This is a genomic window from Bradyrhizobium sp. CFUWI (assembly GCF_056429085.1).
Genome location: NZ_JBWJZE010000002.1, coordinates 421,097 through 438,213 on the forward strand (window position 1 = coordinate 421,097; position 17,117 = coordinate 438,213).

The 17,117-nt window shown below is 65.8% G+C and carries 12 protein-coding genes; 2 read left to right on the forward strand and 10 right to left on the reverse strand.

Annotation, left to right across the window (positions count from 1 at the left end; all coding sequences use genetic code 11):
• Nucleotides 1-176: 176 nt before the first annotated feature.
• The 3 genes from AC066S_RS05745 to AC066S_RS05755 are packed head-to-tail and all read right to left on the reverse strand — an operon-like array spanning nt 177 to nt 3,625.
• Entirely contained in the window at nt 177-761 is a 585-nt protein-coding gene (locus AC066S_RS05745; protein WP_135168127.1) for a DUF1254 domain-containing protein, read from the reverse strand.
• Complete coding sequence (locus AC066S_RS05750; protein ID WP_135168128.1) at nt 758-1,336, reverse strand: DUF1214 domain-containing protein; 579 nt, start codon at nt 1,334-1,336, stop codon at nt 758-760. Before AC066S_RS05750 ends, AC066S_RS05745 begins: the two co-directional genes overlap by 4 nt.
• Nucleotides 1,337-1,345: 9 nt before the next feature.
• Nucleotides 1,346-3,625: a transglycosylase domain-containing protein gene (locus AC066S_RS05755; protein ID WP_126256175.1), complete on the reverse strand. Its 2,280-nt coding sequence runs from the start codon at nt 3,623-3,625 to the stop codon at nt 1,346-1,348.
• A gap of 292 nt (nt 3,626-3,917) precedes the next feature.
• Between AC066S_RS05755 and AC066S_RS05760 the strand changes: the two genes are divergently transcribed.
• Both AC066S_RS05760 and AC066S_RS05765 read left to right on the forward strand, forming a co-directional pair.
• The gene (locus tag AC066S_RS05760) at nt 3,918-4,433 is read left to right on the forward strand and encodes a YcgN family cysteine cluster protein (protein ID WP_478269138.1); all 516 of its coding nucleotides are present in this window, start codon (nt 3,918-3,920) and stop codon (nt 4,431-4,433) included.
• A gap of 311 nt (nt 4,434-4,744) precedes the next feature.
• A complete protein-coding gene (locus AC066S_RS05765; protein WP_478269139.1) occupies nt 4,745-6,328 on the forward strand; it encodes an MDR family MFS transporter in 1,584 nt (527 codons plus the stop codon).
• Between the two features lie 3 nt (nt 6,329-6,331).
• On the opposite strand, the gene AC066S_RS05770 is transcribed toward AC066S_RS05765, so the two are convergent.
• The 7 genes from AC066S_RS05770 to AC066S_RS05800 form a co-directional block, all read right to left on the reverse strand.
• Nucleotides 6,332-8,290, reverse strand: a complete 1,959-nt coding sequence (locus tag AC066S_RS05770) for a GAF domain-containing protein (RefSeq protein WP_478269140.1) — start codon at nt 8,288-8,290, stop codon at nt 6,332-6,334.
• 503 nt (nt 8,291-8,793) lie between these two features.
• Nucleotides 8,794-10,482: a thiamine pyrophosphate-requiring protein gene (locus AC066S_RS05775; protein ID WP_478269323.1), complete on the reverse strand. Its 1,689-nt coding sequence runs from the start codon at nt 10,480-10,482 to the stop codon at nt 8,794-8,796.
• 52 nt (nt 10,483-10,534) lie between these two features.
• A complete protein-coding gene (locus AC066S_RS05780) occupies nt 10,535-13,501 on the reverse strand; it encodes an ATP-binding protein (protein ID WP_478269141.1) in 2,967 nt (988 codons plus the stop codon).
• Between the two features lie 106 nt (nt 13,502-13,607).
• Nucleotides 13,608-14,030 (reverse strand): putative quinol monooxygenase, encoded by a 423-nt coding sequence (locus tag AC066S_RS05785; RefSeq protein ID WP_167767370.1) that lies wholly within the window; start codon nt 14,028-14,030, stop codon nt 13,608-13,610.
• A gap of 76 nt (nt 14,031-14,106) precedes the next feature.
• Nucleotides 14,107-14,952, reverse strand: a complete 846-nt coding sequence (locus AC066S_RS05790) for a VOC family protein (protein WP_478269142.1) — start codon at nt 14,950-14,952, stop codon at nt 14,107-14,109.
• Nucleotides 14,953-14,990: 38 nt separating this feature from the next.
• Nucleotides 14,991-16,004 (reverse strand): aldo/keto reductase, encoded by a 1,014-nt coding sequence (locus AC066S_RS05795; protein WP_478269143.1) that lies wholly within the window; start codon nt 16,002-16,004, stop codon nt 14,991-14,993.
• 54 nt (nt 16,005-16,058) lie between these two features.
• Complete coding sequence (locus tag AC066S_RS05800) at nt 16,059-16,814, reverse strand: alpha/beta fold hydrolase (RefSeq protein WP_478269144.1); 756 nt, start codon at nt 16,812-16,814, stop codon at nt 16,059-16,061.
• Nucleotides 16,815-17,117: the final 303 nt, after the last annotated feature.

Below are 17,117 nucleotides of genomic sequence, written 5' to 3' on the forward strand. Positions count from 1 at the left end.
TTCCTCGCGACGATGCCATTCTGCCGGTGTTTTGCCCGACGTGTCAAAGCAGCGTCATTGCGGGCCGGAAGCGTTGTCGTCGCCGATCAAGAAGCCCAATGATTTCAATGCCCCCGCTACTGTGCATGGGGTTGTTTTCGCGCTTTTTGTTTTGAAGGTGCCGAGCCGGCCGTGCGTCAACGCCGGCCGCGCGGCGCCTCGGCCTTGGCCGGCGGCTCGGTCTGCGGCGCGCAGGTCGCGGCTTGCAGCGTTGCCTGCGCCTGCGGCATCAGGCCGGGCTCGGGGGCGAGCGCCTTCATCACGATCAGGCCGGTGGTGGTCGGGGAATCGATGATCAGGCGGTCGGCCGCGGTGACCTCTTCGTCCTCGGGCAGTTCGTTGTGCTGCGCTTCCGTCATCAGATCGAGCTCGATCACCTTGCGGCCCGCCGAGCGGTCGTTGATGGCGTAATAGGCGATCTCGTTACGGGTGTAGAACGACACCGAGGTGTAGGCCTGGCTCACGGGCACGGTGAGCTTGATCGGTCCGCCCGAGAGGTCGTAGCGGCAGATCGCCAGCGCAAAGGCCGGGTCCATGAACGGCATCGGCGACGTGTTGGGATCGGCGAGGGGAAGCTGGCTGACGCCGTTCACCTTCGTCATCGGCGTCAGCCGCGAATAGGCGTCCTGCGTCGCGATCCGCGGCAGCGCCAGCACGCTGACGAGATGGACCACGAGGCCCAGAACGATGCCGGCAACGATGGTGAACAGCAGGCGGATCATGAGCAGCCCACCATGCTGATGCTCGGCATCGGCGCATCGCGCTGGGTGCGCGTGGCAACGCCGACCGGCGTGTCGTAGAGGCGCAGCATCAGGGCGTAGCGCTCGATGCCGCCGGTCGGCAGCCAGTTGCCGGCGCGCGAGCGCGAGGCGATGCGGATCTCGAACGAGCCGTCGGAGGACCGCACGATCTCCTGGCTGGTGAAGCCGTAGCGCTGCAGCGAATTGGCGACGAGATGGCCCTTGCGGTCGTAGAGCGTCAGCGTCCAGAACCGCGCCGGCGGCGTCACGCCGGAGACGATCACGTCGCAGCGGCCGTCGAGCGCCTTCTTCTTGTCGTCGGTGGTGGCGGTGAAGGCGACGCCGTCGCCGGTGCCGATCGGCAGCTCGCCGTTGCGCACGATGGTGGCGCGCGAATAGGGATCGACGTCGGCGGTGCCGGTGCGCGGCCGCGCGGTCCAGGCGCCGATGGTCAGCGCGCCGATCTCGGTGCCGCGCGTCGTCGTCATCCAGGTCGCGCCGACGCCGACCACCGTCGCGAGCAGAAGAGCCGTCAATGTGATCAGGATCAGACGCACGGGTTTCGATCAGTTCTTGCGCGGAGCCGAGGCGTTGGCATTCTCTTCCGCGTAGTTCTGCGGGAAGGCGAGCGCACTCGTCGCCGCGGATGGTTTGCTGTCGGCATCCGCCGATTTCTTGGCCGTCCGGGCGGCGTCATCCAGCAGCTTCTCGACCCGCACCAGGATGTCGGCGCCGCGCTTGGTCAGCACCGGCGGCGGACCCGGCTTGGTCTCCAGGATCTTCGGCGCCGCATTGGCCTGCGCGTTGCTGACATGCTGCGGCGGCAGCTTCTGGCCCATGCCGATGCCGGGGATCTCCCGGACCTCGACGCCCTGATGCGCCGCGAGCATGATGTCGTGCCAGGTCTGCGCCGGCAGCGAGCCGCCGGTCATGCGGTTGGTCGGCGAGTAATCGTCGTTGCCGTACCAGACCGCGCAGGTGAAATTGCCGGTGTAGCCGACGAACCAGGCGTCGCGATAGGCATTGGTCGTGCCGGTCTTGCCCGCGGTCGGAATGCCGTCGAGCGCGGCGCGGCGTGCGGTGCCTTCGCTGACGACGTGGCTCATCATGCCGGCCATGTCGGCGGCGACGGACGCGGGGATCGCCTGCCGCGGCTTCGGTCCGTCGCGGTCCCAGCGCCAGACGAGATCGCCGGTGCCGGTGCGCACTTCCAGCACCGCATGCGGCGTCACCGCCTTGCCGCGGTTGGGAAAGGTTGCGTAGGCCACGGCGTGCTCGAGCACGGTGACTTCGTCCGAGCCGATCGGCAGCGACGGCGTGTCGGGCAGCGGCGCCTTGAGGCCGAAGCGGCGCGCGACCTCGACGATCTTGGCGCGGCCGATCTTGGCCGGGTTCGGCGCCTTCGGCTGCTCCTTCTGGCCGATCGCGATCGAGAGCTTCACCGGCACGACGTTGATCGAGCGCGTGATCGCCTGCGTCAGCGTCACCGAGCCGGAATAGGAATGGCCATAATTCTGCGGGCACCAATTGCCGATGCAGACCGGGCCGTCGACCACGATCGAGTTCGGTGTGTAACCGTTCAGCAGCGCCGTCGTGTAGACGTAGGGCTTGAACGAGGAGCCGGGCTGGCGATAGGCGTCGGTGGCGCGGTTGAACTGGCTGGCGCCGTAGTCGCGGCCGCCGACCATGGCGCGGATGCCGCCGTCGAGATCGGCGACGACGGTCGCGGCCTGGGTCGCGTGATAGTCGCGGCCGAACTGGCGCAGCTGGTTCTCGACCGCGTCTTCCGCCGCCTTCTGCACGTTGGTGTCGATGGCGAGGCGCACCACGAAGACGCGCTCGCTGTAGGACTTCGGGAAGGTGTCGACCAGCTTGCGCATCTCGTCGAAGGCGTAGTCGAGATAATAGTTCGGCGAGGCCTCGTCGCGGCGGTCGACCGCGAAAGCCGGATTGCGGCGGGCGCCGAACACCTGGCCCTCGGTCATGAAGCCGGCATCGACGAGATTGTCGAGCACGACGTTGGCGCGGGCGCGGGCGGCGGGCAGGTTGATGTGGGGTGCGTACTTGGTCGGGGCCTTGAACAGGCCGGCGAGCATCGCGGCTTCCGCCAAGGTCACGTCGCGTGCCGACTTGTTGAAGTAGAAATGCGCCGCGCCGTCGACGCCGAAGGTGCCGCCGCCCATATAGGCGCGGTCGAGATACAGCTTGAGGATCTCGTTCTTGGTCAGACGCCATTCCAGCCAGATCGCGAGGAAGGCCTCGTTGACCTTGCGCTCGATGGTGCGCTCGTTGCTCAGGAACAGGTTCTTGGCGAGCTGCTGGGTGATCGAGGAGCCGCCCTGGCGGACGCCGCCGGCCTGCGCGTTGGTGACGAGCGCGCGGGCGGTGCCGGCGATGTCGATGCCGAAATGCTCGTAGAAGCGGCGGTCCTCGGTCGCCAGCGTCGCCTTGATCAGGACGTCGGGAAAGTCTTCCAGCGGGATCGAGTCGTTGTGCTTGATGCCGCGGCTGCCGATCGGATTGCCGTAGCGGTCGAGGAAGGTCACCGCCAGATCGGACTTCTTCAGCCAGTCCTCGTCCGCGGTCTCGCGGAAGGCGGGGATGGCGAGGGCGAGCATCACGACCAGGCCGCCGAGGCCCAGCGTCGCGGCCTCCGACAGCGGCTCGATGAATACCCAGCGCTTCCAGCGTCCGACATAGAACCGGTCCATAAAGGTCGAGTAGCGCTCGTAGAGCTCGCGGATGCCCTTGGCCGAGGAGAACAGCGAGGAGTCGATGCGTGCATCGAGATCCAGGAAGAAATTCCGGATCCTCTGCTTCCAATGCGATGGTATGATCTGGCGCACCTGGAACCTTTGAGGCTCGCTTCAACAGCGTTCAAGCACCCGGCCGGGGCGGCGTCGAGACGTCTTGGGGGAATGTTGCGGCAAACCCAAGGCGCCCGGCCAGCATCCGAGGGACTTGCTGTTCCTTCTAGCTGAGCGGGGCCCATAAACCAATGGTCACGCTCGCGATTTTGAACAACAGGCCTAATTGACCCCGGTTCATTACGGGCCTCAAAGGCGCCTTGCTTGCACCATCGCGGCCGCACGCCCTAGAAGGCGTGGCCGTCACTTTTTCGAACCTTTGTTGAGGCGCATGACCGCAGCTCCCAAACGACCTTCAGGCCAGGAAGGATTCTTCTGGAAAACCAAGACGTTGGAAGAGATGTCGGCGGGCGAATGGGAAAGCCTGTGCGACGGCTGTGGCCGCTGCTGCCTGAACAAGCTCGAGGACGAGGACACCGGGCAGATCTATTTCACCCATGTCGGCTGCAAGCTGCTCGATGGTGCGAGCTGCACCTGCAAGGACTATCCGAATCGGTCCGACAAGGTTCCGGATTGCGTCCGCCTGACGCCGGCCAATGTCCGCACCCTGAACTGGCTGCCGCCGAGCTGCGGCTACAAGCTCGTCGCCGAGGGGCGGGACCTCTATTGGTGGCATCCGCTGGTGTCAGGCGATCCCAACACCGTGCATGAAGCCGGCGTCTCCGTGCGCGGCCGGGTTGAAGGCAGCGAGGAGGAGATCCCGGACCAGGAGCTCGAGGACCACATCGTGCAATGGCCGGCCGTGCTGCCGAGACGGGCTCGCCTGAAGCGACGTCCGAAGGACTGAGCCGCCTTCCAGGGCAGGATCAGTCTTCTCGAGCGAAAACTCGTCATGCCCGGGCTTGTCCCGGGCATCCACGTTCTCCGTGCCGCGCGAAAGATCGTGGATGGCCGGGACAAGCGCGGCCATGACGATGGAGAGAGGGGGCAGCGTCGCGGATATTTCGTTCATTCGACTGATCAATTGTTCGGGATGGCCCGGGGGCGGGATGCACCCATGCGCGGCGGTGCCTGCCTGGGAAGGACTTTGCTGTCTAGATTGGGCTGCATAGAACAAATCCTTCGCGGCGTTGCGCCGCCACATGACGTCCGAGCGAAATGAACAAGTTCGACCGGCAGGGCGCTTCTGCCGACCTCCAGACTTTGCCCGACGACATCGCCGAGGAGCTGTCCCGGCTGCCGAGCGAGGTCATCAGCGTCGACGACGCCCCGTCCATCACGCCGCCGGCGCCGCTGTCGCAGGACGAGGTCCGCACCATCGTCATCAGCCTGATGCTGACGATGTTCCTGGCGGCGCTCGATCAGACCATCGTTGCGACCGCGCTGCCGACCATCGGGCGCCAGTTCCAGGACGTCTCCAATCTCTCCTGGGTCATCACCGCCTATCTGCTCGCCTCGACCGCGGTCGCGCCGGTGTTCGGCACGCTCAGCGACATCTACGGCCGCCGCGCCATGATCATCATCTCGCTCAGCCTGTTCGTGGCGGGCTCGGTGCTGTGCGCGATCGCGCCGAACATGCCGATGCTGATCCTGGCGCGCGGCCTTCAGGGGCTCGGCGGCGGCGGCATCATGCCGGTGGTGCAGACCGTGATCTCCGACGTGGTGAGCCCGCGCGAGCGCGGCCAGTACCAGGCCTATTTCTCCAGCGTCTGGATGGTCGGCGGCATTTTGGGCCCCGTCATCGGCGGCGTGTTCGCCGAGCATCTGCACTGGTCGATGATCTTCTGGATCAACCTGCCGCTCGCGGCTGCGGCCATCGTGATGCTGCTGCCGAAGATGAAGAAGATCCCCGTGTTCCACCGCAAGCGCAAGGTCGACTGGCTCGGCGGCGTGCTGCTGATGGCCTCGGCCGTCGTCTTCATGCTGGTGCTGACCTGGGGCGGCACGCGCTATGCCTGGCTGTCGCCGACCGTGCTGGCGCTGGTGGGCGGCGCCGTCGCGCTCGCGGTCAGCTTCGTGTGGCACGCGCGCCGCGCCGACGAGCCGTTCCTGCCGCTGAAGCTGTTGACCGGATCGGTGGCGCCTTTCGCGCTGACCGCCGGCGGCTGCGGGCTCGGGGCGATCACCGGCCTCACGGTGCAGCTGCCGCTCTATTACGAGTCGGTCTACCATTTGAGCGCAAGCGAGGCGGGTCTTGCCCTGATCCCGCTTGCGGCGGTCTCGACCATCGGCGCGGCCGTCGCCGGCCGCACCATGGCCCGTGCGAAACACTACAAGCGCGTCGCCATCGTCGGCACCTCCTGGGCTGCGCTGTGCGGCCTCGGCCTCACGCTGACCACCTTGCCGCTGTGGGGCCTGTTGACGCTGATGGCGGCGTTTGCACTCGGGCTCGGCACTACCTTTCCGGTCTGCGTGGTCTCGCTGCAGAACTCGGTCGCGCGCCCGCAGGTCGGCACCATCACCGGGGCGATGAACTTCTTCCGCTCGCTGATGTCCTCGTTCACGGTGGCCGCCTTCGCGGCGATCCTGCTTATCGCGCTCGGCGTCGACGTTCCGCTCGCCGGCGAGCATCACGCCGCGGGCAGCGTTGCGATCCCCGCCGACGATATGCGGCACGCCTTCCGCTACGTGTTCGGCGCCGCCACCGCGCTGATGACCACCGCGGCGCTGTGCCTGATCGCGATGGAGGAGCGGCCGCTGGCCGGGCCGTCGGCGCAGCAACCCGTCGAGATGGCGGAGTAGGGCTCAGCCCCCACCATCCGGCAAGCTGCTCTTCCGCGGCAGCAGAATCGTGAATTCGCTGAACTCGCCGGGCTTGGTCGCGACCTCGATCGTGCCGCCATGCTGCTTCACCACGATGTCGTGGCTCATCGACAATCCGAGGCCGGTGCCTTCACCGGCCGGCTTGGTGGTGAAGAACGGATTGAACATCTTCTCCTTCACCTCGTCCGGGATGCCGGTGCCGTTGTCGCGAATGCGGATCTCGACCTGATCGCCGCGGTCGCGGGTCGCGGCGGTCACGACCGGCTCGTAACCCGCCGCCTCGCTCTCCGCCTTGCGCTTGGCGACCGCATGAAATCCGTTTCCGATCAGGTTCAGCAGCACCCGCGTGATCTCCTGCGGGAACACATCGGCCGAGCCGGCCGCCGGATCGAGGTCGCGTTCGAGCGTCACGTCGAATTGCGGCTGCTCGGCGCGGGCGCCGTGATAGGCGAGGGTGAGGCTCTCTTCCACCACCGCGTTGATGTCGCTGATCCGATGCTCGCCGCCGCCTTCGCGCGAATGCAGCAGCATGTTCTTGACGATGGAATCGGCGCGCCGTCCGTGCTGCACGACCTTGCCGAGATTGTCCTTGAGAAGCCCCGTCAGCTCGTCGACCTCGGCGCGAATGTCGGCTGCGAGGCTGACCGGTGCCAGCACCTCGTTCAGCTCGTCGGTCAATTCGGCGGAGACCGAGGCAAAATTGTTGACGAAGTTGAGCGGGTTCTTGATCTCGTGCGCGATGCCGGCGGTGAGCTGGCCGAGCGAAGCCAGCTTCTCGGTCTGGACCAGCCGGTCCTGCGCCGCGCGTAGCTCGTCGAGCGACTTGGCGAGCTCCTCGGTGCGGCTCGCGACTTCGTTGAACAGGCTGACATTCTTGATCGCGATCACGGCCTGATCGGCGAAGGTCTGCAGCAGGCGCACGTGATGCTCGGCGAAGGCACCGGTCGCACGGCGCGTCGCGATGATGATGCCGATGGCCTCGCCCTCGCTCATCAAGGGCGCGAAAAGCATGCTGCGATAGCCGCGGGCGCGCGCGATGTCGCGCGCGGCCGGCTCGAGCTCGGTGTCGGGTAATTGCGCCGCCGTGCCATTGGCTACGAGCCCGTAAGGCGGAAACTGGGCGAACCGCACCGGAAACGAGGCCTGCAGCACGCGATCGCCGGCCGGGTCGGTCGGTGTGAACGCGGCAAGGTGCGCGGCGCCGTCGGCATAGCGCAGCACCGCCGTGGAGAAGCCGCCGATCAGCCGGTTGGCGTTGGCGGCGATAGCGTCGAACACCGGCTGCACGTCGGACGGCGAGGCGGCCATCACCTTCAGGATGTCGGCCGTCGCGGTCTGGCGCTCCAGCGCCGCTTTCGTCTCGTTGAACAGGCGCGCATTCTCGATCGCGATCACGGCCTGGTCGGCAAAGGTCTGGAGCAGCTGCACGAGGTCGGGCGCGAACGCGCCTGTTACAGTGCGCGTGACGCTGATCATGCCGACCGGCGTGCCCCGGTTCATCAGCGGCATGAACAGCACGCTGCGGAAGCCGCGCAGCCGTGCAAGGTCCCGGTTCAACTCAGGGACGTCGTCGGCCTCGCTGTCGGGAAACTGGATCGTCTCGCCGCCGCGCACCAGCGCGAAGGTCGGAAACTCCGTGATCTTGCGCGGGAAGGAGGCCTTGAGCCCTTCGTCCGCCTCCGGGCTGGTCGGCGTGTAGGCCACGAGGTGCAACTCGTCGCCGATGAACTGCAGCACGGTGGCGGAGAAGCCGCCCAGCAAGCGCTTGGAGCTCGAGGCAATCGCCTCGAACACCGGACGGGCATCCGAGGGCGAGGCCGCGATGGTGCGCAGGATCTCGGCGCTGGCGCTCTGGCGATCCCGCGCAATCGCCAGCTCGCTGCGCAGCCGCGCATTCTCGGCTGCGAGTTCATCGGCGATATTGTTCGGAGAGTTGGACATTCCTGATCCGGCTTGATGCCGCGACACGCGCGGCACCGGCCGGATTATCACATCTTTCGCGGCGGGAGCCAGCGCCGGGCTGCACCTCTCCCGAAGGGAGAGGTCGGATCGCATCGAAGATGCGATCCGGGTGAGGGGTTACGGTCTCACGATGCGCTGCGGCCCCTCACCCGGATTGCGCTGGACGATGCTCCGCATCGCCCGGCGCAATCCGACCTCTCCCCGCTGGGCAGGGCGATCGCATATGGCGCTTTGCGGGGACCTGAGCGCACGCCTCGTCCTTCGAGACGCTTGCTACGCAAGCTCCTCAGGATGAGGCTAAGTAGCATTGGTGCCTGTTGAAACTCGTGCCACGCACCCGCATCCTCATCCTGAGGGCCCGCCAACGGCGGGCGTCTCGAAGGATGGCCACAGGCGAGATCGGCTCCATATGCGATTGCCCTGCCCGCTGGGGAGAGGTGGACGGCGGCGCAAGCAGTTGGACTCCATCGCGGGCGCCCGCCTCACGTGCCCGGCCGGGACACGTCCGTCTCCTTGCTGGTGATGAACTCGAGCAGCACCGGGACGCCTTCCTGCGTCTTCTGGATGCCGCGCCTGATCGCGGGGACGATGTCCTCCGGCCGCGTCACCCGCTCGCCATAACCGCCGAAGGCGCGCGCCATCGCGGCGTAATCGCCGGAAATGTCGGTCGAGCGATATTTTTCGGTCGAGACCGGCATCACCTTCAACTCGATCGCCATCGAGAAATTGTTGAGCAGGATCGACATGATCGGGATGCGCTCGCGCACCGCGGTCTCGAAATCCATGCCGGTGAAACCAATGGCGGCATCGCCCCAGACGTTGATGCAGAGCTTGTCGGGCTTGGCAAGCTTGGCGCCCATCGCCAGCCCAAGGCCGTAGCCAAGTTGCGTCGTCTTGCCCCAGCCGAGATAGGTGAGGGGCTTTGTCGATTTCCAGAACGGCGAAAGCTGGTCGCGCGGGCTGCCGGCATCGTGCGTGATGATGGTGTTGTCGACGTCGACGGTATGCTGCAAATCCCACAGCACGCGATAGGGGCTCAAGGGGGCGTCGTTGCTGGTGAGCTTCGGCATCCATTTCGCCAGCCACTCCTGGTGCGAGGCCGCGATCTCGGCCGCGACGGCCGAGGCGTCGCGATCCGACGTGACGGTCTTGCCGATCTCCTCCAGCAGTGCGTCGAGCACCAGGCCGGCGTCGCCGACGAGGCCGATTCGAGCCTCCACATCCTTGTTGAGATGGTTGGGATCGAGCGTGGAATGGATAATGGTCTTGCCCTTCGGCATCGCGATGCCGAAATTCGTTTCCGTGAACGAGCAGCCGATGCCGAAGATGACGTCGGCTTCGCCGAGGAATTTCGGCACCGCGCGCGGCACCGCAAGGCCGCCGCTGCCGAGCGAGAGCGGATGCGTCTCCGGGAACGAGGATTTGCCGCCCAAGCTGGTGGTGACGGGGATCGCCAGCCGTTCGGCGAGCCGCTTCAGCTGCGGCCAGGCCTGCGCGTAATGCACGCCCTGGCCGGCATAGATCACCGGCCGCTTCGCATTGACGAGCAGGCCGGCGGCTTCCTTCACGTGAACGGGATCGGCGCCGTAGCGGGTGCGCAGCACCGGCGTGTAGTCGAGCGGCTCCGGCACCTCCTCGTTCCACATGTCCGAGGGGATCTCGACGATCACAGGCCCGCCGCGGCCGTTCTTCAGCTTGGTGAAGGCGCGGCGGAAGATGTTGGCGACCTCAGCCGCCAGGATGATCGGCTCGGACGATTTCGCGAACGGCTTCATCGCCTCGCTGGAATTGAAGTTCGGCTCGATATGCGACAGCCTGCGCTGATAGCCCATCGGCAGCACCAGCACCGGCACGGATTCGCCGAAGCATTGCGCGACGCCGCCCATCGCATTCTCCGCACCCGGCCCGTGCTGCATGCAGAACGCGCCGATGCTGCGCCCCGACGTGACCCGCGAGATCGCATCCGCCATGTGGATGCCGACGCGCTCCTGCCGCACCATCACGGGCCGGATATCGGCCTTTGCCGCATGCTCGATCAGATGGTTGACCGGATAGCCGCAGAGGATCTCGATCCCCTCGCGCCGCATGATTTCCGAGATCGCGGTCCCGAGCTTCATGGCGTCTCTCTCCCTGGCGAGGCCGGTTGATCCGGCTGGTTGGGGAGAGAGGATCAGGAATTACTCGAGGCGTAAAGCGCGCGCGGCAGGTGCGGCGGTAGGCCAGCTATGCATCGCGGGCGTGCACTGGGTTCGGCTGGCGATGATGGCCGCAGCCGCTCGCCCTCGGCGGCACGCGCTCCAGCAGGCGCGAGGCCGCAACCAGATCCGGCGTCTCGAAGCCCTCGGCGAAGCCTTCATAGATCGGGGCCAGCAGTCGGACAGCCTTGACCCTGCGGCCGGTCCCGATCCAGTGTGCGGCGAGATCGGTGGCGATGCGCAATTCGAATGTCGCCGCTCCGATGGCGCGTGCTTCGGCGAGTGCCTGTTGCAGCCGTTTTTCAGCGCGTAGCGGCTCGCCGGAATGGAGAAGGACCGCTGCGTCGACCCGCTGAAGTTCTGACCGGCACCAGCGCTCACCCTGACGTTCCTGATGGCCGATCGCCCGCGTGATGGCCTCGCGCGCCTCCGCGATCCGCCCTTGCCGCAAATAGGCGCGGGCGAGGACCGCGAGATAGCTGCCGATCCGCATCAGGAAGCGAGATTCGATCAACTCTTCGATCGCGGCTCGAATATGCTCCACAGCGTGCGGATCGCCACGCAAGTCGCGAAGGCAGGCGGAGAAATAGCGCTCCACCGGAACCCAGCGCGAGATGCGCTCGCGTTCCAGGTTGCGACGCAGCCGCATCGTGTAGCTCTCGAGCGCGTCCAGATTGCCGGTTTCGAACGCCACAGGAAGCGCGGCGAGCCCAAGTGCGTTCGATTGCGACACCCAATGACCACTGCGGTCCGCGGCATCGACGGCGTCTTGGGCCAGCCTCGCCGCGTAGTCGGCTTGTCCTTGCATCCAGGCCACGAAGGGCAGGTTGAAGCGGACGGTGATGAACCGGTAGACCTCGTTCGCGTTCTTGCGCGAACGGCCCTCTGCCAGGGAATAGGTTGCCGCAAGACGATCCAGAACAGGACGGCTCTTGCTCAATTGGCCGGCAAACGCGCGGGCCCAGGCCAGTGCCCGGTCGGCTTCGGACGTTGCCGTCAGATCACGTTCCCGGTCGGCCAGCGCGGTGGCCTCCTCGAGATAGGTTATGGCGCGCGGGAGCTGGCCGATCTGCAACAGGTAAAAGGCAAAGCCCACCAGCGCACGCTGCTGATAGTCGATGCTGCCGGCCCGCCGTGCAAAGGCGATCGCATCGAGCCAGGCAAGCTCGTTCTCATTCGACATGTTGCGGGCGTAGAACAGGCTCCATCCAAGGGCGCAGGCGAGCTTTGCCTTCGACAGATCATCGCACGCGACCGTCTTGGCCAAAGCGAGCGCATCGTTCAACCGTGCCTGCGCTTCCGACAGGATGGAGGTTTCCGACCACAAGGTGATCGCCGCGACCGTGAGCCTGATTCCCAGGTGGGCATCGCCTGCCTCTCCGAATGCCCAAGAAAGCGCTGCTCTCAGATCGGCAATGCGACCGAGGTAGCGCTGGGTCCAATCGGTCGGCTCGCGCCAGTTCCACTCTTCCTCGGACTGCTCGAACAGCGCGAGGACGCATTCTGCATGGCGGCGCAGTGCCTGGCCGCAGGCCGGATCGGCCAAGCGCCGCTCGGCGGCATACCGCCGCGTGCTGTCGAGCAGCCGATAGCGCAGGCTTGCGCCGCGTGCCTGCGCACTCAACAGCGATTTGGCGACGAGACTGCCGAGCCCGGTGACGACGTCGACCGGGGCAATCCCCGCGGCCTCCGCGACGAAAACCGCATCCTCGGCGTCAAAGGCCTCAGTGAACACCGACAGCAGGCAGAATAGTCTCGCTTCGTTCTGCGGCAGCAGACGGAAGCTCCAGTCGATTGTCGCCATCAGGGTTTCATGGCGCGGCGGCGCGCTCTCGGTGTCGGGGGCCCGAAAACCCAATTTCCGATCGAGCAGCGCCACCAATTCGCGAGGGGTGAACTTGCCGATCTGGGCCGCCGCCAGTTCGATCGCCAGCGGAAGGCCGTCGAGCGCGTGACAGATCGAGGCGACGTCCTCGCAATCGTCACCGGCGAACTGGTAGTCCGACCATTCGGCGGCGCGACGGACGAACAGCTGCACCGCTGGAAACCTGACGGCCTGATCGACGGTCAGGGCGAGGCCGGATTTCGGTGAGGCCAGCGAACCAAGCCGCACGATATGCTCGGTGGCGGTGCCGAGCGGCTCGCGGCTCGTCGCAAGCAGCCTGGACGGCGATGTATCCGTCATGAACTTGCCGGCAAAGATCGTGGCGGCCGGCAGCACATGCTCGCAATTGTCCAGGATGAGCAGCATCTGCCGCGGCCTCAAATAATCGAGAGCCGCAGCCAGATCGTTGTCCGTGTTGCCTCTGACGCCCAGCGCCGTCAGCAGCGCCGCGCCGAACAGCGTCGGATCGGAGATCGTGGCGAGGTCGACGAAGCAGACTCCGTCGCGGCACCGTGGTGCAAACGCCTGGGCGACGGCCACCGCAACCGTCGTCTTGCCGATCCCTCCCGTGCCAGCCAAGGTCACGTGCCTGTTGTCGGCCAACAGATCAGCGATTTCGACGATGTCCGCTTCGCGACCAACGATGCCGCGCAACAATGGCGGATTGGACAGGGAAAGCGGATCGGGGTGCGGAAGGTGGTCCTCGACCTCGCCGATGCTGATTTGCACGTCCGCGATGAACTTGTACCCGCGGCGCGCCACGGTCGCGATGTAGACGGGTTCGATCTGGGTATCCCCCAGCGAGCGCCGCAGGCTCCACATGTTGACCTTGAGATTGCTGTCGTGGAGGAAGGTGCCCGGCCAGGCCGCAGCCATCAGCTCATTCTTGCTGACCAGATCGCCGCAGCGCTGCACCAGCACCTGCAGGAGCTCGAATGCGCGTCCGCCCAGCTTGACGGGGCGCCCCTCGAGAAGGAGCAACTGGCGGCGGGGAACCAGTCGAAAAGGGCCGAAGCAGTATGTGAGTTCCCGTCGGCGTGTGCCCCGTTGTTGTGTCTCCGTGGCAGCCCGCATTGACCATTGCCATTCGATCGAAAAGATCGCCTGCAATTATCATGCGCTGCAAAGCTGTTGAAGTGAAGGGTTCTGAATTCGCACGATTGCTGCCGGCATTTGTCGGCAGAATGGCTGCGACAAAACCGCTCGCACGGGCCGGCTATTTCTTGGGCACGCCGAGAACCGCCATGCGCAGGACCTCGACGCCGCCATCGGCAAGTTCCGGAAGCTTGGCGAACCATGCCTGCACATAAGGCATGGCATTGTGTGCGTCGAAATCGGCCTGGCTGGCGAACACCTCGTAGAAGATGAAATGGCCCGGTTTGGCGCGGTCTTCCTGGAGAAAATAGACCAGGTTCTTGGGATCGCCGCGAACCAGGTCGATCAGCGGAAGCGTGGCCGCACGCAACGCGTCTTCCTTCCCGGCCTTGGCGCGCACCTGGGCCACCACCGAATAGGCGCCTTCCGGAATCTCCTGATAGCGCACGCGCGGGGCTTCCTGGGCGACGACCGATGCCGTCGTCATGGCCATCGAGGCAGCGAAGAGCAGGGCGCCAAGCGAATTGCAGACGAGCTTTTGCATGATGCAGTCCTTCACGTTGAGATCATCGGCGCCTCGGCGGGCGACCAGCGGAAGCCGGTCGCCCGACGATTGATGGTCAGCGCACGATTGTCTGCTGGCGCTTTGCCAGCGCCTCGCTGAAGCGCTGCTTGACCGGGCCGAGCGCTTTGACGAATTCGAGCTGCTCGCCCTCGGGCCCCTTGCAATAGATCAGCTCCCAGCCGTTCGAGGGTTCCGCGGTCACCCGGTTGGTGTTGGCGCTGCGGGGAGCGGCCTTGCGATCCGCCTCCGTCATGACGCGGATGGTACGGTTCGCTCTCACCTGCGTCATGCCGCGGCGCGCGGATTCGGCTTCGAGGTCGGCGATGAACTTGTTGAAGTCGACGTCGTCGCGAACGTAGAAGCAGATGTGCATCATGCGCGGGAAAGCCGGGCTCATGTGCTCCAACGGCTCGGCAAAGCTCTTCGTGCTGCCCATGGGCTGGTCGGCCTCGCGATATTGCAACAGTTCGAGCACCATGTTGTCGAACTGGATGAAGCGGACATCGAGCCGCTGCGCTCCGCTTCTGAGATCGGGAACGCCGATGGTCCGCGGATTGACCCCGCGCACGTTCGCCTCGATCTCCTGGTCGGCCAGCAGCGTGTTCTGCACCCCGTCGCCCTGGAAGTCGCCGTGACGGAAGACCTCGGTGCCACCCAGCACCTCCGTGTAGAACTGATAGGCCCGCTCCATGTTCTGCACCGTCAGCCCGAAATGCTGGACGCCCTGCAGCCGCGCACCGAGCGGCGCCTCGTTGCGCTCGGCTGACGACATGCCGTCCGGCGCCGCGGACGCGGCTGACGGCATGCTGCCGACCGCAAGACCGGTGATCATCGCGGCGCCTGCCGTGCGAAGCAGGTTGCGGCGCTCGATTTCGGCAACGTTGCAGGTTTCGTCGGTCATTCTCGTCTCCTCGGTCTGTGGGTGATGTCATGTGCCGGTCAGCCGGCGTCCGGAAGCGGAGCCGCCGGATTGACGAGACCGGCCGATCGAAGTTCGCGCCAGAAATCGCCGGGTATTGATTGGTCAAGGGCCGCGCGGTCCTCGGCGATGCGGCCGGGCCGGCTCGCCCCGGGGATCACGGCGGCGACGACCGGGTTTGCCAGCGCGAACTGCAGGCCTGCCGCCTTCATGCTGATGCCGTAGCGATCGGCGATCGCCTTGATGCGCGCCACCTTGTTGAGGATTTCGGCCGGCGCCGGCGCATATTCGAAATTCGGACCGCCGACGAGCGCACCCGAACTGTAGGGGCCGCCGACGACGATCGCGAGCTCGTGTTCCGCCACCATCGGCATCACCCGCTGGAGCGCACGCGCATGGTCGAGCAGCGTGTAGCGGCCCGCGAGCAGGAAGGCATCGGGGCGCGGCTCTTCGAGCGCGAGCAGCAGCTCGATCGGCTCGACCCGGTTGACGCCGAGGCCCCATGCCTTGATCACGCCCTCGTCGCGCAGCCGGTCGAGCGCTTTGAATGCACCCTTGCGCGCGCTTTCGAACACCGAAAGCCATTCGTCGCCGTAAAAGTCCTGCGCGACGTCGTGCACGAAGGCGATGTCGATGTGGGAGGTGCCGAGCCGCTTCAGGCTGTCCTCGATCGAGCGCAACGTCCCGTCCCGGGAATAGTCGTTCACGATCCTGTTCGGGCGCCCGTATTGGAAGACGCCGCCCTTCTCGCCGAGGTCGCGGGCGCCGACATCCTCGATCTCGTCCAGGATCAGGCGTCCGACCTTGGTGCTCACGACATAGTCGCTGCGCGGCCGGCCGGCGAGCGCGGCGCCCATGCGGATCTCGGCCAGACCTGCGCCATAGAACGGCGCGGTGTCGAAATAGCGGATGCCGTCGTCCCAGGCCGCATTCACCGTCGCGAGCGCTTCCTGCTCCGGGATGTCGCGGAACATGTTGCCGAGCGGCGCCGCACCGAAACCCAGTTTTCCCGGCAGAATATCCTTGAGGGCCATATTGCGAGTCCTTCGTCTGTGACCGCCGAGATCATCCGTGCGGCGCGACCGATCTCAGTCGGCTGCGGATGTGTCTGCGCTTCTGATGAACGCGGCGACCTCGCGCGGATGCGACAGCATCACCGCGTGGCTGCTTTTCATCTCCGTCACCTTCGCGCCCGAACGCTTGGCCATGGTGCGCTGTGCGGTCGGGGGGATCATGTGATCCTCGCTCGTCACCATGTAATGGGTCGGCTTCGTCTTCCAGGCGACGCGATCGACCTTGGTCTGCACCGCCTGCAATCCCCAGGGCAGCTGCGCCGCATTCATGAAACGGGTCGTGGCCGGGTCGACATCGGCCGCGAAGGAGGTGGGGAATTTGTCGCGGTCGACGAGGAGATAATTGCCTTCGGCGACCAGCGGAGCCTTGTGCTCGCCGGCCGGTGCCGGCGCTTCCGCCAGCGTGCTGACCGACTCCCCGACGTCGGGAGCAAATGCCGCGAGATAGACGAGGCTGCGAACCTTCGGATTGTCGCCGGCTTCCGTAATGACCATTCCGCCATAGGAGTGCCCGACCAGAATGACCGGATGCCGCGCCTTGGCGATCACGCGTTCGGTCTCCGCGACATCGTCTCGCAGCGTGATCGTCGGCTGCTGGACGACCAGCACCTCATAGCCCGCCTTTGAGAGGATGTCGTAGGTGTCCTTCCAGCCCGAGCCGTCGACGAAGGCGCCATGGACAAGGACGATGGAAACGGCCCTGTCGGCCGCGACCGCGGGGAAGGCCGTTGCGATCGACATTGCGGCAAGCGCGGAGACAAGCGTCTTCATACCAGGCTCCATTCTCGATACGGCAGCATTGCCGTTGATGAGCGCTTCATAGCGTTCGCGAGCACTGCGGTATTTCCGATTCCTGCGCGATGACCGACGCATCTTGCTCATCCGCAGCGCGATCGGCTTTCCAAGCCCGATCGCGCCGCGTTCCAAGCCTTTGCTTTGTCTGCCTTTTACCTCTTTTAACCGCGCCGCCTCTGGACTTCGCTATCGCCGCTTGTGAGAAATTCATAGATCGGCGTGGCGGCGGCCGGGGCCGCAACTCACCACCGGATGGAATGATCGCTCGCTCGCGATACG

Bases quoted from the DNA above. Each gene is read 5' to 3' on its own strand.
- AC066S_RS05745 (WP_135168127.1), bottom strand. From the start codon at position 761: ATGATCCGCCTGCTGTTCACCATCGTTGCCGGCATCGTTCTGGGCCTC.
- AC066S_RS05760 (WP_478269138.1), top strand. From the start codon at position 3,918: ATGACCGCAGCTCCCAAACGACCTTCAGGCCAGGAAGGATTCTTCTGG.
- AC066S_RS05765 (WP_478269139.1), top strand. From the start codon at position 4,745: ATGAACAAGTTCGACCGGCAGGGCGCTTCTGCCGACCTCCAGACTTTG.
- AC066S_RS05770 (WP_478269140.1), bottom strand. From the start codon at position 8,290: ATGTCCAACTCTCCGAACAATATCGCCGATGAACTCGCAGCCGAGAAT.
- AC066S_RS05785 (WP_167767370.1), bottom strand. From the start codon at position 14,030: ATGCAAAAGCTCGTCTGCAATTCGCTTGGCGCCCTGCTCTTCGCTGCC.
- AC066S_RS05790 (WP_478269142.1), bottom strand. From the start codon at position 14,952: ATGACCGACGAAACCTGCAACGTTGCCGAAATCGAGCGCCGCAACCTG.
- AC066S_RS05795 (WP_478269143.1), bottom strand. From the start codon at position 16,004: ATGGCCCTCAAGGATATTCTGCCGGGAAAACTGGGTTTCGGTGCGGCG.
- AC066S_RS05800 (WP_478269144.1), bottom strand. From the start codon at position 16,814: ATGAAGACGCTTGTCTCCGCGCTTGCCGCAATGTCGATCGCAACGGCC.